The 26,308-nt window shown below is 65.1% G+C and carries 19 protein-coding genes and 1 pseudogene; 13 read left to right on the top strand and 7 right to left on the bottom strand.

The features are described 5' to 3' along the window. Positions 1–107: 107 nt before the first annotated feature. From ALC15_RS34995 to ALC15_RS35015, 5 genes and pseudogenes are all read right to left on the bottom strand, one after another. The gene (locus ALC15_RS34995) at positions 108–3,341 is read right to left on the bottom strand and encodes a bifunctional cytochrome P450/NADPH--P450 reductase (RefSeq protein ID WP_050631232.1); all 3,234 of its coding nucleotides are present in this window, start codon (positions 3,339–3,341) and stop codon (positions 108–110) included. 130 nt (positions 3,342–3,471) lie between these two features. Continuing rightward, positions 3,472–4,466, bottom strand: a pseudogene (locus tag ALC15_RS35000) (alpha/beta fold hydrolase). 11 nt (positions 4,467–4,477) lie between these two features. Continuing rightward, positions 4,478–6,028, bottom strand: a complete 1,551-nt coding sequence (locus tag ALC15_RS35005; protein WP_050631233.1) for a WS/DGAT/MGAT family O-acyltransferase — start codon at positions 6,026–6,028, stop codon at positions 4,478–4,480. 53 nt (positions 6,029–6,081) lie between these two features. Next, positions 6,082–6,873: an alpha/beta fold hydrolase gene (locus ALC15_RS35010; protein ID WP_050631276.1), complete on the bottom strand. Its 792-nt coding sequence runs from the start codon at positions 6,871–6,873 to the stop codon at positions 6,082–6,084. Positions 6,874–6,881: 8 nt separating this feature from the next. Beyond that, a complete protein-coding gene (locus tag ALC15_RS35015; protein WP_050631234.1) occupies positions 6,882–7,130 on the bottom strand; it encodes a DUF6489 family protein in 249 nt (82 codons plus the stop codon). 420 nt (positions 7,131–7,550) lie between these two features. On the opposite strand from ALC15_RS35015, the gene ALC15_RS35020 reads away from it, so the two are divergent. The 13 genes from ALC15_RS35020 (at position 7,551) to ALC15_RS35080 (ending at position 22,210) form a co-directional block, all read left to right on the top strand. Further along, positions 7,551–9,149 (top strand): ABC transporter substrate-binding protein, encoded by a 1,599-nt coding sequence (locus ALC15_RS35020; RefSeq protein ID WP_050631235.1) that lies wholly within the window; start codon positions 7,551–7,553, stop codon positions 9,147–9,149. Positions 9,150–9,252: 103 nt separating this feature from the next. Continuing rightward, on the top strand, positions 9,253–10,233 hold the full coding sequence (locus ALC15_RS35025; RefSeq protein WP_050631236.1) for an ABC transporter permease: 981 nt from the start codon (positions 9,253–9,255) through the stop codon (positions 10,231–10,233). An 11-nt stretch (positions 10,234–10,244) separates the two neighbouring features. Then, positions 10,245–11,204: an ABC transporter permease gene (locus ALC15_RS35030; protein ID WP_050631237.1), complete on the top strand. Its 960-nt coding sequence runs from the start codon at positions 10,245–10,247 to the stop codon at positions 11,202–11,204. Further along, the gene (locus ALC15_RS35035; RefSeq protein ID WP_050631238.1) at positions 11,201–12,184 is read left to right on the top strand and encodes an ABC transporter ATP-binding protein; all 984 of its coding nucleotides are present in this window, start codon (positions 11,201–11,203) and stop codon (positions 12,182–12,184) included. The genes ALC15_RS35030 and ALC15_RS35035 overlap by 4 nt, the downstream gene beginning before the upstream one ends. Continuing rightward, positions 12,181–13,176 (top strand): ABC transporter ATP-binding protein, encoded by a 996-nt coding sequence (locus ALC15_RS35040; protein ID WP_050631239.1) that lies wholly within the window; start codon positions 12,181–12,183, stop codon positions 13,174–13,176. The genes ALC15_RS35035 and ALC15_RS35040 overlap by 4 nt, the downstream gene beginning before the upstream one ends. A gap of 107 nt (positions 13,177–13,283) precedes the next feature. Then, a complete protein-coding gene (locus ALC15_RS35045; RefSeq protein WP_050631240.1) occupies positions 13,284–15,089 on the top strand; it encodes a gamma-glutamyltransferase family protein in 1,806 nt (601 codons plus the stop codon). A gap of 9 nt (positions 15,090–15,098) precedes the next feature. Next, positions 15,099–15,809 (top strand): DUF1028 domain-containing protein, encoded by a 711-nt coding sequence (locus ALC15_RS35050; RefSeq protein WP_050631241.1) that lies wholly within the window; start codon positions 15,099–15,101, stop codon positions 15,807–15,809. Continuing rightward, positions 15,806–16,795 (top strand): ABC transporter ATP-binding protein, encoded by a 990-nt coding sequence (locus ALC15_RS35055; protein WP_050631242.1) that lies wholly within the window; start codon positions 15,806–15,808, stop codon positions 16,793–16,795. Before ALC15_RS35050 ends, ALC15_RS35055 begins: the two co-directional genes overlap by 4 nt. After that, a complete protein-coding gene (locus tag ALC15_RS35060) occupies positions 16,792–17,874 on the top strand; it encodes an ABC transporter ATP-binding protein (RefSeq protein WP_050631243.1) in 1,083 nt (360 codons plus the stop codon). The genes ALC15_RS35055 and ALC15_RS35060 overlap by 4 nt, the downstream gene beginning before the upstream one ends. Before the next feature lie 71 nt (positions 17,875–17,945). Beyond that, complete coding sequence (locus ALC15_RS35065; protein WP_162240538.1) at positions 17,946–19,418, top strand: ABC transporter substrate-binding protein; 1,473 nt, start codon at positions 17,946–17,948, stop codon at positions 19,416–19,418. Positions 19,419–19,449: 31 nt separating this feature from the next. After that, the gene (locus ALC15_RS35070) at positions 19,450–20,391 is read left to right on the top strand and encodes an ABC transporter permease (RefSeq protein ID WP_050631245.1); all 942 of its coding nucleotides are present in this window, start codon (positions 19,450–19,452) and stop codon (positions 20,389–20,391) included. 4 nt (positions 20,392–20,395) lie between these two features. Continuing rightward, on the top strand, positions 20,396–21,286 hold the full coding sequence (locus ALC15_RS35075) for an ABC transporter permease (protein ID WP_050631246.1): 891 nt from the start codon (positions 20,396–20,398) through the stop codon (positions 21,284–21,286). A gap of 60 nt (positions 21,287–21,346) precedes the next feature. Continuing rightward, positions 21,347–22,210, top strand: a complete 864-nt coding sequence (locus tag ALC15_RS35080) for an RCC1 domain-containing protein (protein WP_283806330.1) — start codon at positions 21,347–21,349, stop codon at positions 22,208–22,210. Here ALC15_RS35080 and cnbZ read toward each other — a convergent pair. Then, the gene (cnbZ, locus tag ALC15_RS35085; RefSeq protein WP_050631248.1) at positions 22,207–22,950 is read right to left on the bottom strand and encodes a 2-amino-5-chloromuconate deaminase CnbZ; all 744 of its coding nucleotides are present in this window, start codon (positions 22,948–22,950) and stop codon (positions 22,207–22,209) included. The two genes, ALC15_RS35080 and cnbZ, sit on opposite strands and share 4 nt — an antisense overlap. Positions 22,951–23,143: 193 nt before the next feature. Further along, positions 23,144–26,245 carry a multidrug efflux RND transporter permease subunit gene (locus ALC15_RS35090; protein ID WP_050631249.1) on the bottom strand — a complete coding sequence of 1,034 codons (3,102 nt, stop codon included), beginning with the start codon at positions 26,243–26,245 and terminating at the stop codon, positions 23,144–23,146. Between the last annotated feature and the right edge of the window lie 63 nt (positions 26,246–26,308).

The following is a 26,308-nucleotide window of genomic DNA, read 5'->3' on the forward strand; positions in this document are numbered from 1 at the left end:
GACGCTGGGGCCACAGCTTGCTTCAACAACACAACCCTGTGGTTATGGGTCCCTGCGTTCGCAGGGACGACGATGGGGATGCATCACGGTCACCCCAGGCCGCAAGCCTATCCTCCGGCCCAGACGTCGAGCACGTAGCGGTTCCTGGTGCCCATGTCCTCGATCCAGCGCGCCGCAGCATCTGCGTCCGCACCGGTGCGCTCGCGATAGATCGACATCAACGTCGCCTTGACGTCGGGCTCCATCTTGCCGCCGTCGCCGCAGACATAGACGATCGCGCCTTTCTCGATCAGCTCCCAAACCCGGTCCTTCTGCGCGGCAACGAGGTGCTGCACATAGGTTTTCGGCCCCTCGGCGCGCGAGAAAGCGGTGTGGAGTTCGGTGACGCCATCGGCCGCGAACGCCTTCAGCTCGTCCGCATAGATGAAGTCCTGCTCCGGATGGCGGCAGCCGAAGAACAGCATCGCAGGGCCCAGCGTCGCGCCTTTCGCCTTGCGCGCGGCTCGCTCCTGCAGGAAACCGCGGAACGGCGCAAGGCCGGTGCCCGGCCCGATCATGATGATCGGCACGGCATTGTCGTCGGGCAGGCGGAAACCGGCCTTGGTCTCCTTGATGGTGGCGTGGACGGTGTCGCCGGCGCGGCGGCGCGCCAGATAGTTCGAGCAGACGCCTTTGTAGATGCCGTGGCCCGAACTCGCAGGTGCCTCGACCACGCCGACGGTGACGCTGCAGCGCTGCGCCTCGCCGGCCGGGGACGACGAGATCGAGTAATAGCGCGGCGCCAGCAGCGACAGCATTTCGAGGTAGAGATGGAACGGCAGCTCGCAGGCCGGATACTCCTCGAGCAGGTCGAACACCGATTTGCGCTTGGCCAGCACCTCGGTGCGATAGCGCTCGGCTGAAGCGTCGTCGTCGCCGACATAGGCCATCAGCTTCGGCTTGGTCACCGGGCAGCGGGTGTGCTCGGCCATGATCTGGATCTGCTTGCGGGTCGCGACCTGCTGCAGCTCGACGAACTCGGTGAGCAGCCGTCCGACCGACACGGCATTGCCGACCGGCAGTTGCGCGCGGCGGCCTTCGGAGACCTGCAGACGGATCTGATCGGCAGGCAGGAAGCCGAACCGGCGCGCAACGGAATCGACCAGGGTCGGATCGTTGCGCGGCACCACGCTGAGGTGATCGCCGACGCGATATTTCAGGCTAGCCGGCAGCTCGACCTCGATATGCCGGGTCGATCGCTCCGACGGATGCGCACCGTCCTTGGTCTGCAGCTCGTTGTTGGCGAGCACCTTCATCGGCACGGCGCCGCCCTGCGTCACGATGGTGTTGACCGCGCCCTGCGCCACCGGCTCGATCGCGTAGAGCGGCTCGTCCTCGGCGGTGCGGGTGAAATTCCAGTCGATGCCGAATTCCTTGGTCGCGACCTTGGCCGCCTCCGGAAACCATTTCTGGAACTGGCCGTCGAGATCGCTGCGTGCATCGCCCTCGCCGCGTGGATAGACCGCGCGCGCGCCATGCTTGGTCAGTTGCTCGTCGATCAAGCGCGGCACCGACTGATAGGTCGCCGCCCAGTCGCTGTTGCCGCAGCCGAACACCGCATAGCGCACCTTGGCGAAGGCGTCCTTCGGCAGGTCGCTTTCCAGCCATTTGACGAATTGCGTCGCATTGTCGGGCGCCGCGCCGTTGTAGGAGGCGCAGATGATCAGCACGCCGCCCTCCTCCGGCAGCTTGCCGACGTAGTCGTCCAGCGAGCCAAGCCGGGTGGCGAAGCCGTTGATCTCGGACAGGTCGGCCATGCGGGTCGCCAGTTCCTCGGCGGATCCGAGGTTGGAGCCGTAGAGCACCAGCATCGGCGTGTTGTGGCCGGGGCGCGTGGTCGGCGCGCGCTGCGGCTTCGGTGCGGCCGCAACCGCGCCGGCAGCACCGGCGAACGCGCCGCGATCCCTGTCGTCGCGCGGCCGCACCTTGATCCTGAAGCCGTCTGGCTTGACGGTCAGCGTCTCCTTCAGATGCATCTGGTAGCGATGCACGTCGAGCAGCTTGAAGCGCTGCAGGATCATCCCGATCGCGAGCGCCGCCTCGTGCATGGCGAAGCCGCGGCCGATGCAGGCGCGCTGGCCGTTGCCGAACGGCTTCCAGGCATTGATCGGGCGCTTGGCCTCCGCCTCGCGGCTGAAATTCTCGGGATCGAACACATCCGGGTTCGGGCCCCAGACGGAGGGATCGCGGTGCAGCGCCATCACCAGGATGGTGATGAAGGTGTTCTTCTTCAGCTTGTACTTGCCGCCGATCATCTCGTCGTTCAGCGGCGCGATGCCGTAGGCCGGCGCCGGCGGCCACAGCCGCAGCGCTTCCTTCAGGCATTGGGTGATGTAGGTGAGCTGCGTCACCTGCTGATAGGTCGGCCGCGCATCGACGTCGGGACCGAGGACGCGATCGACCTCCTCATAGGCCTTCTTCAGCACCTCGGGATGCTTCAGCAGCGCGTAGATCGTGCACGACAGCAGGCCAGAGGTGGTCTCGTGGCCGGCGATCAGGAAGGTGTTGATCTGGTAGCGGATGTTGACGTCGTCGAGCTGCTCGCCGGTGGCGCGGTCGACGCCGGTCATCATCGCGGCCAGCATGTCCTTCTTGTCGTCGGTCGCGGCGGTGTTGCCGCGGCGCTCGGCGATGATCTCGTCGACCATCTTGTTCATGAAGGCGACGTCGTCGGCGAGCGTCTTGCGCCGCTTCTGCATCCACAGGCCTTCGAGCGGCAGGCCGCGGGTCATCATGATGGTTTCGAGCGAGCGCACCAGCGATTCCACGAAAGGGTGGTAGTCGCGGCGATAGAACGAATTGAAGCGATAGTCGAAGCCGCACAGTCCGATGGTGTCGAGGGTCAGCGCCGTCATGTCGTGGACGACCTCGATCTCCTCGTCGGCGTTGAGGCGCTCCCATTTCTTGACCAGCTGCTCGGCGATATCGACCATGCTCGGGTGATACGACTGCATGGCGCGGTTGCCGAACGGCTGCATCAGGATGTTGTGCGCCTTGCTCCAGTTCGGCTCCTTGGTGTCGGCGGTGAACAGCCCGTCACCGCCGACCGCGCGCACCCGGCGCAGCGAACCGCGCACCGCCTTGTCGAAGCGCTTCTCGTCGGAAAGCTCGTCGACCAGGTCATGGCCGGACACGATCACGAGCGGCGCGCCCATCATGTCGAGCCAGAAGATCGGTCCGAGCTCCTTGGAGAGCTTCACCAGATGCTGCACCGGCGCGGTCGAATCCAGCGACAGCATGTTGCCGACCACCGGTTTCGTCGGCGGATGCGGGATCGGACTCAGTCTGTTGCCGGACGCCATGTTGAGATCGCCCCCTTGTCTTTCCACCCGTCATTGCGAGGAGCGAAGCGACGAAGCATCCATCGCTCCTCATATGCGGGCAGATGGATTGCTTCGCTTCGCTCGCAATGACGGCTCTACCGTAGCGTCGTCACCCAAACCGCTTTCTGCGCCATTCGATCAGCTTTGCGCTGACCTCGTCAGGCTTTTCCTGCTGCGTCCAATGGCCGCTGTCCTTGACCAGATATTTTTCGAGGTCCGGCACCAGCTTCTCCATGCCGTCGGCGGCGGAAGGCGGCAGCACCGCGTCGTTCTCGGCCATGATCATCAGCGACGGCACCCGGACGTGATGGTCGAGCCCGGCCGAACGCTCCCAGTTGCGGGTGAAATTGCGATACCAGTTGATGCCGCCGGTGAAGCCGGTTTGGTGAAGGTGTCGACGAACACCTTCTTCTCCTCGGCCGACAGGATCGGCGTCCGCGGATCATGCTTGGCGTCGTAGTTCGCGATCATCTGCGGAAACGCCAGATTGAGCCGCGCCGAGGCGCCGACACCGGCGATCGGCTGTTCGGGCGGCGCATCCGCGGGACGCGGCGCCGGCTTGCGCATGAAGGCATCGAAGGTCTGCTCGACCCGGCTGCCGAAAATCCGGTCCGGCTCGCGCCCCGGATCCTGGAACTGGACGATGTACATGTGATCGCCGAAGCGCTGGCGGAACAGCGCGATCGGATCGACAGGCGCCCGGTCCCAATGCGGCGTGTTGACGCCGACGACGCCGGCGACCCTGGAGGGATGCCGGAGCGGCATCTGCCAGACGACGAAGCCGCCCCAGTCGTGACCGACGAAGATCGCCTTGTCGATCTTGAGATGGTCGAGCAGACCGACCAGATCGCCGGTCAGGTGCTCCATGTCATAGGCCTCGACCGGCTCCGGCCGGTCGGTGGCGCCATAGCCGCGCTGATCCGGTGCAATCACCCGGATCCCGGCATCGCCCAGCGCCTTGATCTGGTGACGCCAGGAGAATGCCAGTTCAGGCCAGCCGTGGCACAGCACCACGGGCGGCGCGTCGGTCCTGGGGCCGGCTTCGTAGAACCCCATGCGGATGCCGTTGGTCTCGGCGAACTGCAGCGGTGGCATTTCGATCATTGAAGCAATTCCTATTCGGCTGCGCCCTTGATGTCCGCAGGCGGGGGAGCGAACGCCGCCTCGAGTGCATCGAACTCGAGCGGCAGCATGTCGCACATCACCTGCACATGGGGAATGATGTTGGCACCCACGATGAAGCCGAAATCGAGCTGATCGCGGTAGCTCTGCACGGTGATGTTGAGCGCAACGCCGTGGGTCGAGATCGAAACCGGGAAGATGTGCAGCAGCTCGGCGCCCGCCGCATACAGCGTCTGCCGCGGCCCCGGCACGTTCGAGACCGTGATGTTGGTCGCCGGCGGCAGCACGTTGGAGAGGTCGGAGCGGCTGTACAGCAGCGCCAGGATCTGCACCAGGATCGGCGCGCCCAGCAGCGAGATGTTGGTCACCTGCGGCACCAAGGCCCGCAGCGGATGCGACATCTCCTTGGACTTGGTGGACTGCGCGATGATGGTTTCCAACCGCCTCTTGGGATCCTCGACGTCGGTGGCGATCGAGCAGATCATGCCGAACACCTGGTTGTTGGATTCGGCATTGCCCTCCTCGCGCAGCGAGATCGGCACGCCGGCGGTCAGCGATTTGTTGGGCAGCGCGCCCTGGCTGATCAGGTAGCGCCGCACCACGCCGGAGGCGAGCGCCAGCACGACGTCGTTGAGCTTGCCGCCGGACGCTTTCGCCAGTGCCTTGGCGCGCGACAGCGAGATCGAGGTGCCAGCGAAGCTGCGTTCCGACGAGATCGCCTTGTTGAGGATGGTCGGCGGTGAGGACATCGCCTGCAGGTTCTCGCGCGACCGGGGATCGGCGATCTTGGCGACGACGTCGGACAGGCTCTTCATGACGGTCGGCATCGAGCCCGCGAACTTCACCGCGCTCTCGATCTGGAACATGGCGTTGTCGAACAGGATCGAGCCGAGGTCGCTCTTGCCGGAACGGGGAAGTTCGAGGCTCTTCTGCGCCGCGGCGGCGGCCTCGAACGGCTGGGTCCAGAGCTGCTGATAGGCGTCGATCAAATTGGCCGCGATATCGCGCGGCTCCTGCGCGACCTTCTTTGCGCTCGGCGGTTCGATCTCGCGCGGCACCGGTGTCAGGTCGTAGATCATGCTGGTCAGCGCAGCACCCGCGCCGCCGTCGATGCAAGCGTGATGCATCTTGGAATAGAGCCCGATCTCGTTGTCCTTCATGCCCTCGAAGACGTAGAACTCCCAGAGCGGGCGGGCGCGGTTCAAGAGCTTGGCGTGCATCCAGCCGACGATACGCTCCAGCGTGGCGCGATCGTGCGGCGCCGGCAGGCTGCCGCGGAAGATGTGGCGGTCGATGTCGAACTGGTCGTCCTCCACCCAGGACGGATGGTCGATGTCGAGCGGCGCCTTCTGCAGGCGCGCCTTGAGGATCGGCGCGATGTGCAGCCGCGAGGCGATCATCGCCTTGAACTCCTCGAAGAAGTCGCCCTTGTAGCCGTCGGGCAGCCGGAAGATCGCCATGCTGCCGACATGCATCGGCATTTCCGGCGTTTCCAGATACAGAAACGATGCGTCCAGCGAGGACAGCTTCTTGGCGTCGCTCATGATCTCCTCCCGAGAGCCAACTTACGCGGGCGCCTTGGCGGCGCTTCTCGTCGTTAGGATAGTGCCTGTTCTGCCGGCCCGTAGGCAATGGCAAAGGGGCCCGACCGGTCAAAATGCCGGAACTCACCCTCCGGCTGTGCCAGCCGGTCCGCGATCGCCCACAGGGCTGCGGGGTTGACGCCGAGACCGAGATGGCTGGCGAGATGCACCTCGATGTTCTCGGCGCGCTCCGACGGGCGCACCCGCGAGGTCCGCCAGTTCACGATGCCGTCGGTACGGGAATAGATCGAGGTGGTCGGCACCGGCATGTCGCCGGCGATGGCGGCGCGGATCTCGGGGATGTCGTCCACGCCCTCGCCGGACAACAGCTCATAGAGCCGCGTCGCATTGGTGGCGCGGATGTCGTCGGCGAACGGGCTGCCCAGCGTGACGATGGAGCGCACCAGCTCCGGCATCTGCGAGGCCAGGTCGCGCGCATAAACGCCGCCGAGGCTCCAGCCGATGATCGAAACCTTGCGCCCCGACGCCTCATGGACCCGCTTCAGCAGGTCGCGCAACGCGGCGCGCCTGCTGGAAATCCCGCCGAAATTGCGGCCCATGTTCCAGGCATAGGCATCATAGCCAAGCTCCTTCAGATAACGCCGCATCGGCGCCATCGAAAGATCGCTGGCGAGGAAGCCCGGCAGCGCCAGCACCGGATGACCGTCGCCCTTCGGCGCCTGCATCAGCAAAGGCGACAGCAAGAGGCTCGAATTCAGCTCGAGCACGCCGCGCGCCTCCGCCAGCATCAGGAACAGGCTGGGTGGGCGCAACCGGCGTTCGGTCCCATCAACACTCCTGTCCATGTCGGTCACTATTTCTTCTTGCTCGTGCCGCCGAAGCCGGCCATCGCCACGAACATGTCCTGGAAGCGCTCGGCGAGCTTGGGATCGAAGGTGAACCAGCTCTGCATCAGCGATTCCGGCGAGATCTTCTCGATGTTGGACAGCATCTGCTGCTGCAGCTTGTCCATGACCGCGGTCTGCATCGGCTGCACATCGGGCAGGCCGAAGAATTGCCGCGCTTCGAGGGGCGTACAATCTACCTCGACGTTGACCTTCATATTCGCCTCCTCAAATGCGCCTTGACTGGCCCAGTATCGCCGGGACGGGGTCGCTCGCGCAAGCGAACCGTGCCGGCGCCGATGTATAGTCGGCCTCAATCATCCGTTATGGTCAACCAAACCGTTTGGAACGATGGCTCCAAACCGTTTGGAACGACGGCTCCAAACCGTCTGGAGCGACCGCCAAAGACTGGCCGCCGGCGATCATTCCCGTGACCGGCAAGCGGCACTCCCAAAGTCGAATGTCACGCGGCCACGCCGACCGCCTACTCTCGATTGCCATTCATTGCGCTGCACCCGCGCGAGCTGATTAACCCTTTGGGAAATCGCGCTTGCGCGGCCGGTAAACTCTGGCAACATGCATCAATAATACCAGCCGGACAAAGCAGCCGGCGGACAAAATCGGGGACGCGGGATCACATGTCGGTACGTTGGAGTTCGTTTGCGGCGACTGCCGTCGCGCTCATCGCCTTTGCCTTGCCGGCATCGGCCCAGACGCTGAGATATGCCAATCAGGGCGAGCTCAAGTCGCTGGATCCCTACACACTGAAGGAAACCACGACGATCGCGCACCATGCGCACGTCTACGAAGGCCTCACCACGCGCGACAAGGACCTCAAGATCATTCCGGCACTGGCGGAAAGCTGGGAGACGCTGACCCCGACCAAATGGCGCTTCCATCTGCGCAAGGGCGTGAAATTCCACAATGGCGATCCCTTCACCGCCGACGACGTGCTGTTCTCCGCCGACCGCGTCCGCGCCAAGGGCTCCAACTTCCTCAGCAACGTCCCGGCCGACGCCAAGTTCACCAAGGTCGACGACTACACCGTCGACGTGACGCTGGACTCGCCCAATCCCATCCTGATCTCGCAATGGGATAGCTGGTACATCATGGACAAGAAGTGGTGCGAGGAGAACAACTCGGTTGCACCGACGCCCGCCTCCGCGACCACCCCGAGCTACGCGGCGCTGCACGAGAACGGCACCGGCCCCTTCACGATCGAGAGCCATCAGCCCGGCGTGAAGACCGTGTTCAAGCCGTTTGCAGACTATTGGCGCAAGCCCGAGCATAATCTCAAGGAGATCATCTTCACCCCGATCGGCTCCGACGCCACCCGCGTCGCCGCGTTGCTCTCGGGCGAGGTCGATGTCATCGAGCCGGTTCCGCTGCAGGACATCCAGCGCGTCAATTCCAGCGGCATCGCCACCGTGATGACCGCGCCGGAGATCCGCACCATCTTCATCGGCATGGACATGGCGCGCGACGAGCTGCTCTATTCCAACGTCAAGGGCAAGAATCCGTTCAAGGACATCCGCGTTCGCGAAGCCTTCTACAAGACGATCGACGTCGATCTGATCAAGACCCGCGTCATGCGCGGCATGTCGACCCCTTCGACGCTGATGATCGCGCCCGAGCTCTATCCGCTGTCGAAGGAGTTCACCCGGCCGAAACTTGATCCAGACGGGGCCAAGAAGCTGCTCGCCGAGGCCGGCTACCCGAACGGCTTCGAAGTCACGATGGATTGCCCGAACGACCGCTACGTCAACGACGCCGCGATCTGCCAGGCGGTGGTCGGCATGCTGGCCCGCATCGGCATCAAGGTGAACCTGCTGGCGCAGCCGAAGGCGCAGTATTTCGCCAAGGTGCTGAAGCCCGGCGGCTACCAGACCTCATTCTTCATGCTGGGCTGGACGCCGGCGACATCGGACTCGCACAACGTGCTGCACGACATCCTCGGCTGCCGCGACGATCCGAAGGATTCCACCCGGGGCGAGGCCAATCTCGGCGGCTATTGCAACAAGGAAGTCGACGCACTCACCGACAAGGTCCTGGTCGAGAGCGACACGGCCAAGCGCGACCAGCTGATCAAGCAAGCCTACGAAATCGTCATCAAGGATTACGGCTACATTCCGCTGCATCAGCAGCCGCTGGTGTGGGGCGTGTCGAAGAAGGTCAAATTGACCCAGCGCGCGGACAACCAGGTGCTGCTCTACTGGGCGACCAAGCAGGGTGAATAGTGGTTTCGGCGAATTGGGTCCCGGAAGCGCAGGCTTCCGGGACCTCTCGTTTTCCGGTCGCGCAAAGCCGCGCGCCACATGTCAAAAGCAGTGAAAGGTAGAGATGCTCGCTTTCACTCTTCGCCGCGTCCTGCAGGCGATCGGCGTCATGCTCGCCGTAGGCGTCATCGCGTTCGCGATGTTCCGCTTCGCCGGCGATCCGGTGAACCAGATGGTCTCGATCGATACCTCGGCGGCGCAGCGCGCTGAGATCCGGCATTCGCTCGGCCTGGACGATCCGGTGCTGGTGCAGTTCGGCCGCTACTTCATCAACGCGCTGCAATTCAAGTTCGGCGTGTCCTACCAGTTCCGTCTGCCGGTCTCCTCGCTGTTGGCGGAACGCATGCCGGCGACGCTGGAGCTCGCGATCGTCGCCACAATCCTTGCAATGGTGGCCGGCATCCTGATGGGGGTCTATTCGGCGCTGCGTCGCGACACCATCCTGGCCAGATTATTCCAGGCGATATCGCTGATCGGCATTTCGCTGCCGACCTTCCTGATCGGCATCCTGCTGATCTATCTGTTCGCGGTGACCCTGGGCTGGCTGCCGTCGTTCGGCCGCGGCGAAGTGGTGAAGCTCGGCTGGTGGTCGACCGGGCTGCTCACGGTCTCCGGCTGGAAGGCGATCATCATGCCGGCGATCACGCTCGGACTGTTCCAGATGACCCTGATCATGCGGCTGGTGCGCGCCGAGATGCTGGAAGTGCTGCGAACCGACTATATCCGCTTCGCCCGCGCCCGCGGCCTGACCACGCGCGCGATCCATTTCGGCCACGCGCTGAAGAACACGCTGGTTCCGGTGATCACCGTGGCCGGCCTGCAATTTGGCTCGGTTATTGCTTTCTCGATCATCACCGAAACCGTGTTCCAATGGCCAGGCATGGGGCTTCTGTTCGTGCAGGCCGTGCAGAACGTCGATATCCCGATCATGGCCGCGTATCTCCTGATGGTCTCGCTGATCTTCGTCACCATCAATCTCGTGGTCGACATCCTCTACACCGTGGTCGATCCGCGCTTGCGCTCGACCGTCGGCCGCGCGGCGTGAGGGACCAACCGATGTCAGACGCCGTCGTCCCCCATCGCCCGCAAGACCATCAGCCAGCTGCCGGCTGGTTCAAGCGCGCGCTCGACAGCGACATCTTCTATTCGTTCCGCCGCTCCCGCCTGACGATGGTCGCCGCCGCGATCACGCTGCTGTTCTTCCTGCTGGCCATCTTCGCATCCTGGCTCGCGGTACAGAACCCGTTCGATCCGGCGCAGCTGCAGCTGATCAACTCACGGATCGCACCGCTATGGACCGCCGACGGCCAGAGCCCGTTCCTGCTCGGCACCGACGAGCAAGGCCGCGACGTGCTCTCCGCGATCCTTTTCGGGCTACGCATCTCGCTTGCGGTCGGCCTGGCCGGCGTCATCTTCGCGGGCGCGCTCGGCATCGCCCTCGGGCTGGTCGCCGGCTATTTCGGCGGCGCGGTGGACAGCGTGATCATGCGGATCGCCGACGTGCAGCTCACCTTCCCCGCGATCCTGATCGCGCTCCTCGTCAACGGCGTCGCCAAATCGCTGCTCGGCAACCGGCTCGACGAGATGAACACGCTCGGCGTGTTGATCGTCGCGATCGGGCTCAGCTTCTGGGTGCAGTATGCGCGCACCGTGCGCGGCTCGGTGATGGTCGAGAAGAACAAGGATTATGTGGCGGCGGCGCAGCTGATCGGCCTGCCGGCGCCGAAGATCCTGCTGCGCCACGTGCTGCCGAACACGATGGGCCCGATCCTCGTGATCGCCACCATCAACCTCGCGCTTGCCATCATCACCGAGGCGACGCTGTCGTTCCTCGGCGCCGGCATGCCCGATACCATGCCCTCGCTCGGCACCCTGATCCGGATCGGCAACAACTATCTGTTTGCCGGCGAATGGTGGATCGTCGCCTTCCCGGGCATCGCCCTGGCCGGCCTGATCCTCTCAATCAACCTGCTCGGCGACTGGCTGCGCGACGCCCTCAACCCGAAGCTCCGATGACCCAGCCTGTCCTTTCCGTGCGCAATCTCGAGGTGGAATTCGTCACCCGCCGCGCCACCTTGCGCGCCGTCAACGGCGTGTCGTTCGACATCGCCAAGGGCGAGGTGCTGGGCGTGGTCGGCGAGTCCGGCGCCGGCAAGTCGGTCACCGGCCTTGCGGTGATCGGGCTGATCGATCCGCCCGGCCGCATTTCCGCCGGCGAGATCGAGCTGTCGGGCAGCCGGATCGACCATCTTCCGCCGGAGGAGATCCGCCGCGTCAGGGGCAAGCGGATCGGCATGATCTTCCAGGATCCGCTGACCAGCCTCAATCCGCTGTACCGGATCGGCGACCAGATCGTCGAGACGATCCGCACCCACACCAACCTCAGCGAAAGCGCCGCGCGCCGGCGCGCCATCGACCTGTTGGCCGAGGTCGGCATCCCCGCACCGGAGAAGCGCATCGACGGCTATCCGCACGAATTCTCCGGCGGCATGCGCCAGCGCGTCGTGATCGCGCTCGCGATCTGCGCCGAGCCCGAGCTGATCATCGCCGACGAGCCGACCACCGCGCTCGACGTCTCGGTGCAGGCGCAGATCATCGCGCTGATCAAGCGGCTCGGCCGCGATCACGGCACCGCCGTGATGCTGGTGACCCACGACATGGGCGTGATCGCCGAGACCTGCGACCGCGTCGCGGTGATGTATTCGGGCCGCATCGCCGAGATCGGCCCGGTGCAGGAGGTGGTGCGCAACCCGCTGCATCCCTACGCCAAGGGCCTGATGGGCGCGATCCCGACGCTGGCCGGCGAGGACAAGCGCCTGGTGCAGATCCCCGGCTCGATGCCGCGGCTGTCGGCGATCCCGCCGGGCTGCCCGTTCAACCCGCGCTGCGCGTTTGCCTTCGATCGCTGCCGCGTCGAACGCCCCGAACCGATCCGGCAAGGCACGCAGTCGGTCGCCTGCCATCTGTTCGAGCCGGCGAAGGAGACCGCGGCATGAGCGGGACACTGATCGAGGTCAGGAATTTGCGCCGCGTCTTCGATGTCTCGAAGCCATGGCTCAACCGCGTGATCGAGGGCGGCCATCCCGAATTCCTCAAAGCCGTCGACGGCGTCTCTTTCGACATCAAGCGCGGCGAGACCTTTGCGTTGGTCGGCGAATCCGGCTCCGGCAAGACCACGGTCGCGCGCATGGTCGTCGGCCTGCTGCCGCCGAGCTCGGGCGAAGTCGTCATCGACGGCGTCTCGATGACCGATCCGCGGCAGGGCCAGGCGCGCCGCCGGCTGCGCCGGCGCATCCAGATGGTTTTCCAGGACCCTTATGCGAGCCTCAATCCGCGCTACCGGGTCGCCGCCATCGTCGCCGAGCCGATCCGCGCCTTCGACCTGATTCAGGGCGAGCGCGACATCAAGGCCCGGGTCGGCGAACTGCTCTCGCTGGTCGGCCTGCACCCCGACGACGGCCAGAAATTCCCGCACGAATTTTCCGGCGGCCAGCGCCAGCGCATCGCGATCGCCCGCGCGCTGGCCTCCGAAGCCGAGTTCATCGTCTGCGACGAGCCGACCTCGGCGCTCGACGTCTCCGTACAGGCGCAGATCCTCAATCTGATGCGCGACCTGCAGGACAAGTTCGGCCTGACCTATCTCTTCATCAGCCACAATCTCGCGGTCGTCCGCCACATGGCGAGCCGGATCGGGGTGATGTATCTCGGCCGCATCGTCGAGATCGCCGAGGGCCGGAAACTGTTCGAGAACCCGCGGATGCCCTACACCAGGATGCTGCTCGGCGCGGTGCCGGACCTTGCGATGTCCGGCCGCCAGCGCATCCCGGTCAAGGGCGAGATTCCCAACCCGATCGATCCGCCGCGGGGCTGCTCGTTCAATCCGCGCTGTCCCCTCGCCTTCGATCTCTGCCGCGAGAAGACGCCGGAACTGATCGACGGTGTCGCCTGCCACGCCGTCAACAGCCCTGCCGCCGCCGTTCCGGCATGATCACGCGGATGGGAGCGGCCATGTCCACCAAGCGGTTGGCATACCAGCCCGGCTGTGATCAAGTGCGCGCGCAAAAAGCCCAACAAGCCGCCTAACGGTGAATAGCCATGAGCAACGTCAACCCCGATCCATTCACCACAAGGCCGGAGATCGAAGGCACATTCGGCGTCGTCACCTCGACCCACTGGATCGCGACCGCGGTCGGCATGGCAACGCTGGAAAAAGGCGGCAACGCATTTGACGCGGGCGTTGCAGCTGCCTTCACGCTGCAAGTCGTCGAGCCGCATCTGAACGGCCCTGGCGGCGACGTCCCGATCATCGTGCACGACGTCAAGCGCGGCAAAACCGAAGTGATCTGCGGCCAGGGCCCGGCGCCGGCGAAGGCAACGATTGCGCATTATCGCGGAGAAGGCCTGGAAATGGTGCCCGGCACCGGCCTGCTGGCCGCCTGCGTGCCCGGCACGTTCGAAACTTGGATGCTGCTGCTGCGCGATTACGGCACACTGAAGCTGCGCGACGTGCTGGAGCCCGCGATCGGCTATGCGCGTGACGGCCATCCGCTGGTCGAGCGCGCCTCCGCCACCATCAAGACCGTCGAGCAGCTGTTCCGGAAATACTGGACCACATCGGCCGACGTCTATCTGCCGAACGGCGAGGTGCCGAAGCCCGGCACGCTCTTCACCAACAAGAAGCTCGCGGAAACTTACACACGCATCCTCACGGAGGCGGAGAGCGCCGGCGGTGACCGCGTGGCGCAGATCGAGCGCGCCCGGCAGGCCTGGTCGAAGGGCTTCGTCGCCGAGGCGATCGACAAATTCTGCCGCACCCAGGAGGTGATGGACGTCTCCGGCTCGCCGCATCGCGGCGTGCTCTCGGCCGACGACATGGCACGCTGGCAGCCGACCATCGAGGCGCCGCTGACCTATGATTACGGCCGTTACACCGTGCAGAAGTGCGGCGTCTGGAGCCAGGGTCCGGTGATGTTGCAGCAGCTCGCGCTGTTGAAGGGCTTTGAGCTTGACGGGCTCGACCCCGCCGGCCCCGACTTCATCCATTTGCAGATCGAAGCCGCCAAGCTCGCCTATGCCGATCGCGAGACGTTCTATGGCGACCCCAAGTTCACCGATATCCCGATCGAGACGCTGCTGTCCGATGCCTATAACAACGAGCGGCGCAAACTGATCTCGAAGGACAAGGCTTCGCTCGACTTCCGCCCCGGCTCGGTCACAGGTTTCGGCGGCGTCGTGAAGCTGCGACACGCCGAAGGGCATCGCGAAGCGGTCGGCGCCATGGGCGCCGGCGAGCCGACCGTCGGCCGGTTCGGCGAGGTGCGCGGCGACACCGTGCATTTCGACATCGTCGACAAGGCCGGCAACATGATCTCGGCGACGCCGTCCGGCGGCTGGCTGCAATCCTCGCCTGTGATTCCGGAGATCGGCTTCTGCCTCGGCAGCCGCGCCCAGATGTTCTGGCTGGAAGAAAACCACCCGGCCTCGCTCGCGCCGGGCAAGCGGCCGCGCACCACGCTGTCGCCGACCATGGCGCTGCGCGATGGCGAGCCGTATCTCTCCTGGGGCTCGCCGGGCGGCGACCAGCAGGACCAGTGGATCACGCAATTCTTCCTGCGCCACGTCCATGCAAAGCTGAATCTGCAGGAGGCGATCGACGCGCCGGCCTGGCACTCCGAGCATTTCCCGATCTCGTTCTGGCCGCGCACCTCGCGCCCCGGCGTGCTGGTGCTGGAAAACCGCGTGCCGAAATCGACCATCGACGAATTGAAACGCCGCGGCCACGTGGTGGAGATTGGACCGGATTGGTCGGAAGGCCGCCTCACCGCGGCATCGAAGGTCGGCCCCCGCCGCCGCGCCGCCGCCAACCCGCGCGGCATGCAGGGTTACGCCGCAGGCCGCTAGAGGTTTCGGATGACCTGGTCGATTATCGCCCGCGACAGCGCCACCGGCCAGCTCGGCATCGCCGTCGCGACGCGGTTCTTCGCGGTCGGCGCGCTCGTGCCGCACATTGCACCCGGGATCGGCGCCATCGCGACGCAGGCGCTGGTCAATCCCTATTACGGCATCGATGGCCTCGCGCTGCTGCGCGAGGGAAAGAACCCGCATGACATGATCGCGGCGCTGCTCGCGCCCGACGGCGGCCGCGAGAGCCGGCAGGTGCATGTCATCGATGCCAAGGGCCGCATCGCCGCGCATTCCGGCAAGGATTGCGTCGACTGGTTCGGCCAGATCGCCGGCGACGGCTTTTCGATCGCGGGCAACATGCTGGCCGGGCCCGCGGTGCTCGACGAGACCGCGCGCGTCTATGCCGCGAATGAAGCGCTTCCGTTCGCGGAACGGCTGATCAAGGCGATGTTCGCCGGCGAGGCGGCCGGCGGCGACAAGCGCGGCAAGCAGTCGGCGGCGCTCCTGATCCACGGCACCGAGGAATGGCCGTTGCTCGACCTGCGGGTCGACGACCACACCGATCCCCTGCGCGAGCTCGAACGTTTGGAAGCGGTTAGCCGCGAACATTGGGTGCCGTTCCGGACCTTCATGCCGACCCGCGGCAATCCTGCCGGAACCAGCGACCGCGCGGCGATCAACGCCGCAATCGCCGCGGCATCCACGAGCCGCGAATGACCACCGGCCCGCTGATCGAGATCGAGGGCCTGCGCGTCACCTTCCAGGGCGACGACGGCCGCGTCACGCATGCCGTCGACAGCGTCGATCTGTCGGTCGCCAACGGCGCCACACTCGGCCTGGTCGGCGAATCCGGCTGCGGCAAGAGCGTGACGTCGCTCGCGATCATGGGGCTTCTGCCGAAGCAGTCCGCCGCGGTCACCGGCACGATCCGCTTCGACGGCTTCGACCTGCTCGACGTGCCGGATGCGACGCTGCGCGACTTGCGCGGCAATCGCCTCGCGATGATCTTCCAGGAGCCCATGACCTCGCTCAACCCGAGCTTCACCATCGGCGACCAGATCACCGAGACGATCTTGCGCCACCGCGGCGGCTCCCGGCGCGCGGCGCGCGAGCGCACCATCGAGCTGCTGCGCCGGGTCCACATCCCCTCGCCCGAGAAGCGCATCGACGAGTTTCCGCACAAGCTGTCCGGCGGCATGCGCCAGCGCGTGATGATCGCGATGGCGCTGGCCTGCGATCCGCAGCTGTTGATCGCCGACGAGCCGACCACCGCGCTCGACGTCACGCTGCAGGCGCAGATCCTCGATCTGATGCGCGAGCTGAAGGCCGCGAGCGGCGCCGCCATCATCCTGATCACCCACGATCTCGGCGTCGTCGCCGAGGTTTGCGACGAGGTCGCGGTGATGTATGCCGGCGAGATCGTGGAGCGCGCCCCGGTGGATGAGCTGTTTGCCAATCCGCAGCACCCCTACACGGTCGGCCTGCTCGGCTCGATCCCGCGGCTCGATCGCCGCACCAGCCATCTCGCGACTATCGAGGGCATGGTGCCGAACATGGCGAACCCGCCCGCCGGCTGCCGCTTCGCCGCGCGGTGTCCGTTCGTCGAGAACGCCTGCACAAGCTCGCCGCCGCCTCTCGCGATGCTGAACGCAACCCACGCCTCGCGCTGCATCCGTGCGCCGCTGGAACGGCTGGTGTCATGACCGCGCTGCTCGAGGTCGAAGGACTGGTGAAGCATTTCGTCGCCGAACGTTCGGTGTTCGGACGGCCGACCGCCCATGTGAAGGCGGTCGACGGCGTCAGCTTCACGGTTGAGGCCGGCAAGACGCTGGCGCTGGTCGGCGAATCCGGCTGCGGCAAATCCACCGTCAGCCGGCTGGTGCTGCGACTGATCGAGCCGGACGCCGGACGTATCCGCTTCGAGGGCCGCGACCTCGGCGCGCTCGATGCCGAACAGTTGCGCGCGTTCCGCCGCGACGCGCAGCTGATCTTCCAGGATCCCTATGCCTCGCTCAACCCGCGCATGACCGTGAGCCAGATCCTGACCGAGCCGCTGGCGCTGCACAATCTCGTTCCGGCGGCGGGCCGCCGTGAACGGGTCGATGAGCTGCTGCGGCTGGTCGGGCTCGAGCCGCGCTTTGCGCGCCGCTACCCGCACGAATTCTCCGGCGGCCAGCGCCAGCGCATCGCGATCGCCCGCGCGCTCGCGGTCGAGCCGAAGCTGATCATCTGCGACGAGCCGGTGTCGGCGCTCGACGTCTCGATCCGCTCGCAGATCCTGAATCTGCTGCGCGACCTGCAGGATCGCCTGAAGCTTGCCTACATCTTCGTCTCGCACGATCTGGCCGTGGTGAAGCACATCGCCGACCGCGTCGCGGTGATGAATCTCGGCACCATCGTCGAGACCGCGGACGCGCGGGCACTGTTCGCCGCCCCGCGGCATCCCTACAGCCGCGCATTGCTGTCGGCGATCCCGGTGCCGAAGCCGCGCGCCAAGCGCAGCCGCATCGTGCTGGAGGGCGAGCTGCCGAGCGCGCTCAATCCACCCTCCGGCTGCCGCTTCCATACCCGCTGCCCCTATGTGATCGCGCGCTGCCGCAGCGAAGTGCCGCAGTTGCGCGAAGATGGCACCGGATATGCAACGGCCTGTCACCGGACGGGCGAGTTACCCGGCGCGGAGGCAATCGTGCCGTCCGATGGCGGGTTCTCGCCGACACTGGAAAAGCTGGTGGCGGCGTTCAATACGGCGGAAGCCTCGGGGCGGCCCGGGGTTATTTCGTAAGGGAACAAAGTCGCAGGGAATAAGGGGTTGGCGATGAGATTTTGGCGCTTGGCGGTCCTGATGGCAGCCTCGTGACCTGGTGCGGAACGAGCGCGCGTGCCGAGACGACGCTTCGCATCGGGCTCGCCGAAGACCCCGACATCCTCGATCCTTCAGTTGGACGTACCTATGTCGGCCGCATCGTCTTTTCGGCCTTCTGCGACAAGCTGTTCGACATTGACGAGAAGCTGAACATCGTTCCGCAGCTCGCGCTGTCCTACGAGAATTCGGCCGACGGCAAGGAGATGACGATCAAGCTCCGGCCGGGCGTCAAGTTCCACGACGGTGAACCATTCGACGCCGAAGCCGCCAAATTCTCGCTGGAGCGCCACCTCACGCTGCCGACCTCGTTTCGCAAACCGGAATTGGCCGCGCTCGACCATGTCGACGTCGTCGATCCCCTGACCATCAAGCTGGTGCTCAAGACGCCCTACTCGCCGCTGATCGCCCAGTTGACCGACCGCGCCGGCATGATGGTATCGCCGAAGGCCGTGAAGGAAGCAGGCGACAAATTCGGCCTGCATCCGGTCTGCGCCGGACCCTACAAGTTCGTCGAACGCGTGCAGCAGGACCGCATGGTGTTCGAGAAATTCCAGGACTACTGGAACAAGGACAACGTCTTCATCGATCGCATCGTGTTCCTTCCGATCGTCGATGCCACGGTGCGGCTCGCCAACCTCAAATCCGGCGGGCTAGATCTGATCGAGCGCGTGCTCGCCACCGACATCAAGGACGTGCGCGCCGACAAGCGGCTCGTGCTGTCCACTGCACCTGAACTCGGCTATCTCGGCCTCACCATCAACATCGGCAACGACAAGAACAAGGGGCCACTCAGCCAATCGGAAAAAGTGCGCCAGGCGCTCGATCTGTCGATTGACCGCGAGGCGCTCAACCAGGTCGTCTTCAACGGCGAGTTCACGCCGGGCAATCAATGGGTCAGCCCGACGCATCCCTACTATCAGAAGGCGTTTCCGGTTCGGGGACGCGACGTTGCCAAGGCTAAGGCACTGCTGAAGGAGGCCGGTGTCACGCTGCCCGTCGCCATCGACTACATGGTCCCCAAAGGGGCCGAGAACGAAGCCGTGGCCCAGGTCGTGCAGTCGATGGCGGCCGAGGCGGGCTTTGACATCAAGATCCGTGTGGTCGAATTCGCAACGACGTTCAAGCAGGCCCAGGCCGGCGAATTTCAGGTATTCCAGATCAACTGGAGCGGCCGGATCGATCCTGACGGCAATTCCTATGTCTTCCTGCATACCAAGGCGCCGCAGAACGACGGCGGCTATTCCAACGCGGAAGCGGACAAGTTGATGGAAGATGCGCGGCTGATCAACGATCCCGCCCAGCGCAAGGCGATCTACGAGAAGATGACCAAGATCGTACTCAATGACGAGCCGATCATCTATCTCTATCACCGCACGCTGCTGATTGCACACTCCACCAAGGTCGAGGGATACCGGCAGATGCCGGATGGATTGGTGCGCGTGGTCGGGCTGAAATTGAAATGATCGCCGCGGCGCAGGATACGCGGGGCCGACGATGCTGAACTTCCTCGCCAAGCGGCTGGCTCAGCTCGTCCCGACGCTGTTCTTCGTCTCGCTCCTGATCTTCTCGCTGCAACATTTGCTGCCCGGCGATCCGGCGCTGGTGATGGCCGGCGAGGAGCGCGATCCGGCCGTGATCGCGCAAATCCGCGCCCAGTACCATCTCGATCAACCGATTCCGGTGCAATACGCCTATTGGATCAAGGGCGTGCTCGTGGGCGACTTCGGCGAATCGCTGCGCAACAAGATGCCGGTGCTCGCCCTGATCGCACAGAAATTGCCGGTGACGATGCAGATCGCCGGCATGGCCATCGTCATCGCATTCCTGATCGGGATCCCCGCCGGCATCCTCTCCGCAGTGAAGAAGGGCACCGCCTGGGATTACGGCGCCAACCTGTTCGCGCTGTGGGGCATCTCGACGCCGAATTTCTGGCTTGGCATCATGCTGATCTTCCTGTTCTCCGTTGAGCTCGGCTGGCTGCCGGCCTCCGGCTACGTGCCGCTCGCCGAGAACTGGCGCGCCAGCCTCGCGGCCTCGATCATGCCGGCCTTCGTGCTCGGCAATGCGATCGCCGCGATCCTGATGCGGCACACACGAAGCGCCATGTTGCAGGTGTTGGAGAGTGACTATGTCCGCACCGCGCGTGCCAAGGGCCTGTCCGAGCGCACCGTGATCCTCAAGCATGCGATGCGCAACGCCCTGACGCCGATCATCACGCTCGGCGCGCTCGAGCTCGGCACCTTGCTGTCGGGCGCGGTGCTCACCGAGCAGATCTTCTCGATCCCGGGCTTCGGCAAGCTGATCGTCGACGCCGTGTTCAACCGCGACTATGCCGTCGTGCAGGGCGTGGTGCTGACCACGGCGACGATCTACATCACGCTCAACCTGATCGCCGACATCGCCTACATCCTGGTCAACCCGCGGCTGAGGGGCTGACCGGATGACGGACGCCACGCTCGGGACAGCCACTTCGCTTGTCGCTTCCGAAACGCTGGAGAGCCCGGCGCGGCGCGCCTGGCGGCGGCTGGTCAGGCGCAAGGGCGCAATGCTCGGCCTTGTCGTGATCGCGCTCTTCATCGTGCTCGCGGTGTTCGCACCGCTGATCGTGCCCTATGATCCGATCGCGGCGAGTTGGTCGCTGGTGCGCAAGGCGCCGTCGGCGCAGCACTGGTTCGGCACCGACGAACTCGGCCGCGACGTGCTCGCCCGCGTCGTGTTCGGCGCCCGCGCTTCGCTGCTCGCCGGCCTGATCTCGGTCAGCATCGCACTTGCGATCGGCGTGCCGCTCGGCCTCGTTGCCGGCTATCGCGGCGGCTTCATCGATGCGCTGATCAGCCGCATCACCGACGCGATGCTGGCCTGCCCATTCCTGATCCTGGCGATCGCGCTCGCCGCGTTCCTCGGCCCAAGCCTCGGCAATGCGATGATCGCGATCGGCGTCTCGGCGACCCCGATCTTCATCCGCCTGACCCGCGGCCAGGTGATGAGCGTCAAGGTCGAGGACTATGTCGAGGCCGCACGCGCGATGGGCAATCCGCGCTGGCGCATCGCGCTGGTCCACATCCTGCCCAACATCCTGCCGGCGCTCCTGGTGCAGGCCACGCTGTCGATCGCGGCCGCGATCATCGCCGAGGCCGCTTTGTCCTTCCTCGGCCTCGGCCAGCAGCCGCCGGCGCCGTCCTGGGGCAGCATGCTCAACGCCGCGCAACGCTTCCTGACCAGCGCGCCGTGGATGGCGATCTGGCCGGGACTTGCAATCTTCCTGGTCGTGCTGTCATTCAATCTGGTCGGCGACGGCCTGCGCGACGCACTGGATCCGAAGGCCCGGTGAGCGCAGTAACTGTCCACGCGTTCATGCCGCCACGCTGAGGAGGCAGCCATCAGCCCTACGATAAGTGCCGGTTGCCGTCATTCCGTCGGCCTTCACGCAGACGGGACCGTGACGGCCATCGGGGACAACAAATGCGGTCAATGCGACGTCGGCATTTGGCGTGACGTCTCGGCGGTCGCGTCAGGCAACGTTCATATGGCCACGAACACCGGCAACGCCCACACGGTCGGCCTTCGACCGGATGGGACCGTCGTGGCTGCCGGGTGGAACAAACACGGTCAGTGCGATGTCGACGGATGGCGCGACATCGTCGCGGTTGCGGCGGGATGGCGCCGCACCGTCGGTGTCAGGTCAGACGGCAGGGTTATTGCAGCGGGACGCAAGAGTGAGGGGGCGTGCGATGTGACCGACTGGCGCGATATCGTCGCGGTCGCGGCGGGCGACTGGCATACGGTCGGGCTGAAGTCCGACGGCACCGTGGTTGCGGTCGGCAACAACCAGTATGGCCAATGCAACGTATCGGAGTGGCAAGGCATCGTTCGTGTCGCAGCCGGTTATCTTCATACCGTCGGCCTTCGATCCGACGGCAGGCTATTGGCCACTGGCCGAAATGCACAAGGCCAGTGCGAACTGGACGGTTGGCGCGATATTGTGGAGATCGCCACCGGCAGCAGTCATACCGTTGGGGTTGGATCCAACGGTACCGTGACCGCTGCAGGCTGGAATGAGCTCGGGCAATGCAACATCGGAGACTGGCGCGGGATCGTCGGCATTGCTGCGGGTTGCGCGCACACCCTCGCCATCGCGGCCGACGGGACTGTGGTCGCTGCGGGCGACAACAGATATGGCCAATGTGACGTGAGCGCGTGGCGTGGCATCAAGCTGCCCGCCGGCCGCGGCCCGGCGAGCATCGGTTCAGCCTAGATCACCACCTCCCGCAACACGCGCCGGCAATCCATCTCGTATTCGAGATCGACCACCGGCGGGCGGCAGAAGTGCCAGGTCAGGCCGGAGCGGGTGGCGCCGCGGCGGACCAGCTCGTCGACGATGACGGGATGGATGTCGTGCACGGTGTAGGCCTGCACCGCGGTCGTCTCCTGCCAGCCGAAGCTGAACTCCGCAAGACGGCGCTCCATCTCGCCGGCGGTGAAGCGGACCTTCTCGCGCCATGCGCCGGGACTGAGATCGCGATAGCAAACGATGCGGTCGGGATAGCTGGCCGTACCGCTGCGCGCCTCGGCGCCGCCCGCGATCACGAACGACGGCGACGTGGTGGTGCTCGGCCGCGTGAACGAGAATGCATGGAACGACGGTTCGGCCGGCGGATCGATCTCGGGACAGACGTTGCTGCGCGCGACCGGATTGATGGTGCCGTCGAACAGGCCCCATTCCGCGAGCGTCTTGACGTAGTGCTGGTTGAAGGCGCGGAAACCGTCCTCGGTGAAGGCGGCCGGCGAACGCAATTCGCAGGCGCAGAACGAGGTCAGCGGCCTGCCGGCGTCCTTAATGTAGGCCGCGATCCGCGCAAAGCCCTCCGCAAGCGGCACCAGCCGATCGAAGCGGACCCGCTCGATCTCATAACCGGCGTTCGCCTGCGCGCCGCTTGAATACTGGAACACGGCCGGAATGAACCGGTAATTGCCCGCCGCAAACTCGCTCGCCATGCCTGTTTCCTCCAGATCTTGTGAGGCGGAGCATAACGTTTTCGAGCGAAGTGGTCTTCCGGTTCGCGTGAAGAAAACACGTCAAACCAAACGGTCATCTGCCCGCCGTCGGCAAAGGCTATCACGGGACAAAGAAAAGGCGGCAGTGGCTTTTGCCAGTGCCGCCTTCCCTGCGAGCATGAGCCTGGAGGGCTCAGGTCGGTTTCAATGCGCCGCCACGGCCTTCGATCTCGTAGTCGGCGATCTGCTTGGCGCGGTCGGAACGGGCCGCGGCCTGGTGGTCGGTCGCGATCACCGTGTAGACCATCGGCAGCACGAACAGGGTGAACAGCGTGCCGATCGTCATGCCGGTGACGACCACGAGCCCGATCGAGAAGCGGCTGGCGGCGCCGGCGCCCGAGGCGGTGAGCAGCGGCAGCAGGCCGGTGACCATGGCCGCCGTCGTCATCAGGATCGGGCGCAGACGTATGCGGGCCGACATCTCGATCGCCGAGCGGCGGTCCAGCCCCTCGTTGAGCTGCAGCTCGTTGGCGAACTCCACCATCAGAATGCCGTGCTTGGTGATCAGTCCGACCAGCGTCAGCAGGCCCACCTGGGTATAGATGTTCATGGTGGCGACACCGAAGAACAGCGGGATCAGGGCGCCGACGATCGCCATCGGCACCGAGATCATGATCACGAACGGATCGCGCAGGCTCTCGAACTGCGCCGCCAGCACCAGGAAGATGATGATGATGGCGAACGCGAAGGTGACCAGCAGCTGGTTGCCTTCATGGACGTATTGCCGGGAGTCGGCCAGGAAGTCGTAGCTGAAGCCGGACGGCAGCTTCTTGGCTTCACCCTGCAGGAACTCCACCGCCTGGCCCATCGACACGCCGGGCATCGGCACGGCCTGGAAGGTCGACGAGTTGAGCTGGTTGTAGTGAGTCAGCGCGTTCGGATCGACGCCGGTCTCGACCGTCACCACCGTCGACAGCCGCACCAGCTGCCCGGTCGCGGTCGGGACGTAGTAGTTGTCGAACGACTCAGGCGCGAGCCGGCTGGCGCGCGGCACCTGCGGGATCACCTGATAGGAACGGCCTTCGAGGTTGAAGCGGTTGACGTAGTTGCCGCCGAGCAGCGTCGCCAAAGCTCCACCGATCGACTGCATGGTGATGCCGAGATCGCTCGCCTTGGAGCGATCGACCTTCACCCGCACCACCGGCTGGTTGAAGTCGAGGTCGCTGTCGGTGACGATGAACAGGCCGCTCTTGCGCGCGGCGTCCTTCAGCTTGCTCATCTGGTCGAACACCTGCTGGAAGCCGGCGGTCGAAGAGATCACCATCTGCACCGGCAGACCGCCGGGTCCGCCGGGCAGCGGCGGCAGGCTGAACGCGAACGCGCTGACGCCTTCGATCTTCGACAGCTCGTTCTGCACCAGCGGCTGCAGCGTCTGGGCCGAGCGCTTGCGCTCATCCCACGGCTTGAGCAGCATGCCGGCGAAGCCGCCCTGCGGACCGGTGATGCCGTTCAGGATGAACCGCAGGTCGGTCTCGGGAAACTTCTGGAACTCCTTGTCCATCTTGTCGCCGTAGAAATCGATGTAGTCGATGTTGGCGTATTTCGGCGCCTTGGTCACCGCGAACACGATGCCCTGGTCTTCCTGCGGCGCCAGCTCCTTCTGGATGTGCATGTAGAGGAAGCCGACCAGGCCGAGGATGGTCACGGCGAACAGCGCCGTGATCGGACGGTAGTCGAGCGAGCGGTCGAGCTGGCGGCCATAGGCGCGCGTCACCGCGCCGAATACGCGATTGACCAGCTTGGCGAAACGCCCCTCTTCCGCGCTCTTGAGGAACACCGAGCACATCATCGGCGACAGCGTCAGCGCGATCACGCCCGACACGATCACCGAGCCGGCCAGCGTGAAGGCGAATTCGCGGAACAGCGTACCGGTCACGCCGCCGAGGAATCCGATCGGCGCGTACACCGCCGCCAGCGTGATCGTCATCGAGACCACGGGGCCGACGATTTCGCGCGCGCCTTTTAGTGATGCCTGCACGGGTGGCAGGCCCTCCTCGAGATGTCGATGGATGTTCTCCACCACCACGATGGCGTCGTCGACCACGAGACCGATCGCGAGCACCATCGCCAGCAGCGTCAGCAGGTTGAAGCTGAAGCCGGCCGCCAGCATCAGGATGCAGACGCCGATCAGCGACAGCGGAATGGTGACGACGGGAATGATCACCGACCGCAGCGAGGCCAGGAACAGGAAGATGACGACGACGACGATCAAGACCGCTTCGGTCAGCGTCTTCTCGACCTCGTCGATCGACGATTGGATGAACTTGGTGGAGTCGTAGGCCACCTTCATCTTCATCGACGGCGGCAAATTGCGCTCGAGGTCGGGGAACAGCGCGCGCACGCCCTTCACCAGGGTCAGCGGGTTGCCCTGCGGCGTCGCCTTGATGCCGATGAAGATCGCATGCTCGCCGTTGAAGGCGACGCTGGCGTCGGTCGACTGCGCCGCGAGCTCCACCGTCGCGATGTCCTCGATGCGCACGAAGCCGCCGTCCTTCGCCTTCACGATCATTCGCTTGAACTGATCGATGTTCTGAAGGTCGGTATTGGCCGAGACGTTGGAGACGATGAAGAAGCCCTTGGTCTGGCCGGCCGCCGCCTGGAAGTTGTTGGCGGCGATCGCAGCCGCAACGTCGTTGGGCGAGACGCCGCGCCCGGCCATCCGGGTCGGATCGAGCCAGACGCGCATCGCAAAGGTCTGGCCGCCGAGGATGTCGGCCGAAGCGACGCCGTCGACCGTCGAGAGCACCGGCTGCACGACGCGGGTCAGGTAGTCCGAGATCGCCGATCCGGTCAGCTCCTCGCTGGAGAAGCCGAGATACATCACGGCGATGGTGTCGCCGGTCGCCTTGGTCACGACCGGGTCGAAGGCTTCCTTCGGGATCAGGTATTTGACCGAGTTGACCTTCGCGAGCACCTCGGTGAGCGCCTGGTTCGGATCGTGATTGAGCTTGACGTAGACCTGGATCGTCGAGGTGCCGAGCACCGAGTTCGACGTCATGTAGTCGACGCCTTCGGCCGAAGCGACGGCCTGCTCGATCGGCGTGGTGATGAAGCCGTTGATCAGCTCCGGCGACGCGCCGGGATATGACGTCGTGATCGTCACGACGGTGTTCGACAGATTCGGATATTGCCGGATCGGCAGCACCATCGCCGCGCGCAAGCCGATCAGAAGGATCAGCAGGCTGACGACGACCGACAGCACCGGGCGCTTGATGAAAATATCAGTGAAGGCCATCGCCAACTCGATTCGTGTTGTCTGCCGGTTGCGGCAACATGTGGCGGAGGGCCAGCAGGCCCT

The sequence above is a fragment of the Bradyrhizobium viridifuturi genome (assembly GCF_001238275.1).
Taxonomy (GTDB): domain Bacteria; phylum Pseudomonadota; class Alphaproteobacteria; order Rhizobiales; family Xanthobacteraceae; genus Bradyrhizobium; species Bradyrhizobium viridifuturi.

Bases quoted from the DNA above. Each gene is read 5' to 3' on its own strand.
- ALC15_RS34995 (WP_050631232.1), bottom strand. From the start codon at position 3,341: ATGGCGTCCGGCAACAGACTGAGTCCGATCCCGCATCCGCCGACGAAA.
- ALC15_RS35005 (WP_050631233.1), bottom strand. From the start codon at position 6,028: ATGAGCGACGCCAAGAAGCTGTCCTCGCTGGACGCATCGTTTCTGTAT.
- ALC15_RS35010 (WP_050631276.1), bottom strand. From the start codon at position 6,873: ATGGACAGGAGTGTTGATGGGACCGAACGCCGGTTGCGCCCACCCAGC.
- ALC15_RS35015 (WP_050631234.1), bottom strand. From the start codon at position 7,130: ATGAAGGTCAACGTCGAGGTAGATTGTACGCCCCTCGAAGCGCGGCAA.
- ALC15_RS35020 (WP_050631235.1), top strand. From the start codon at position 7,551: ATGTCGGTACGTTGGAGTTCGTTTGCGGCGACTGCCGTCGCGCTCATC.
- ALC15_RS35025 (WP_050631236.1), top strand. From the start codon at position 9,253: ATGCTCGCTTTCACTCTTCGCCGCGTCCTGCAGGCGATCGGCGTCATG.
- ALC15_RS35030 (WP_050631237.1), top strand. From the start codon at position 10,245: ATGTCAGACGCCGTCGTCCCCCATCGCCCGCAAGACCATCAGCCAGCT.
- ALC15_RS35035 (WP_050631238.1), top strand. From the start codon at position 11,201: ATGACCCAGCCTGTCCTTTCCGTGCGCAATCTCGAGGTGGAATTCGTC.
- ALC15_RS35040 (WP_050631239.1), top strand. From the start codon at position 12,181: ATGAGCGGGACACTGATCGAGGTCAGGAATTTGCGCCGCGTCTTCGAT.
- ALC15_RS35045 (WP_050631240.1), top strand. From the start codon at position 13,284: ATGAGCAACGTCAACCCCGATCCATTCACCACAAGGCCGGAGATCGAA.
- ALC15_RS35050 (WP_050631241.1), top strand. From the start codon at position 15,099: ATGACCTGGTCGATTATCGCCCGCGACAGCGCCACCGGCCAGCTCGGC.
- ALC15_RS35055 (WP_050631242.1), top strand. From the start codon at position 15,806: ATGACCACCGGCCCGCTGATCGAGATCGAGGGCCTGCGCGTCACCTTC.
- ALC15_RS35060 (WP_050631243.1), top strand. From the start codon at position 16,792: ATGACCGCGCTGCTCGAGGTCGAAGGACTGGTGAAGCATTTCGTCGCC.
- ALC15_RS35070 (WP_050631245.1), top strand. From the start codon at position 19,450: ATGCTGAACTTCCTCGCCAAGCGGCTGGCTCAGCTCGTCCCGACGCTG.
- ALC15_RS35075 (WP_050631246.1), top strand. From the start codon at position 20,396: ATGACGGACGCCACGCTCGGGACAGCCACTTCGCTTGTCGCTTCCGAA.
- cnbZ (WP_050631248.1), bottom strand. From the start codon at position 22,950: ATGGCGAGCGAGTTTGCGGCGGGCAATTACCGGTTCATTCCGGCCGTG.
- ALC15_RS35090 (WP_050631249.1), bottom strand. From the start codon at position 26,245: ATGGCCTTCACTGATATTTTCATCAAGCGCCCGGTGCTGTCGGTCGTC.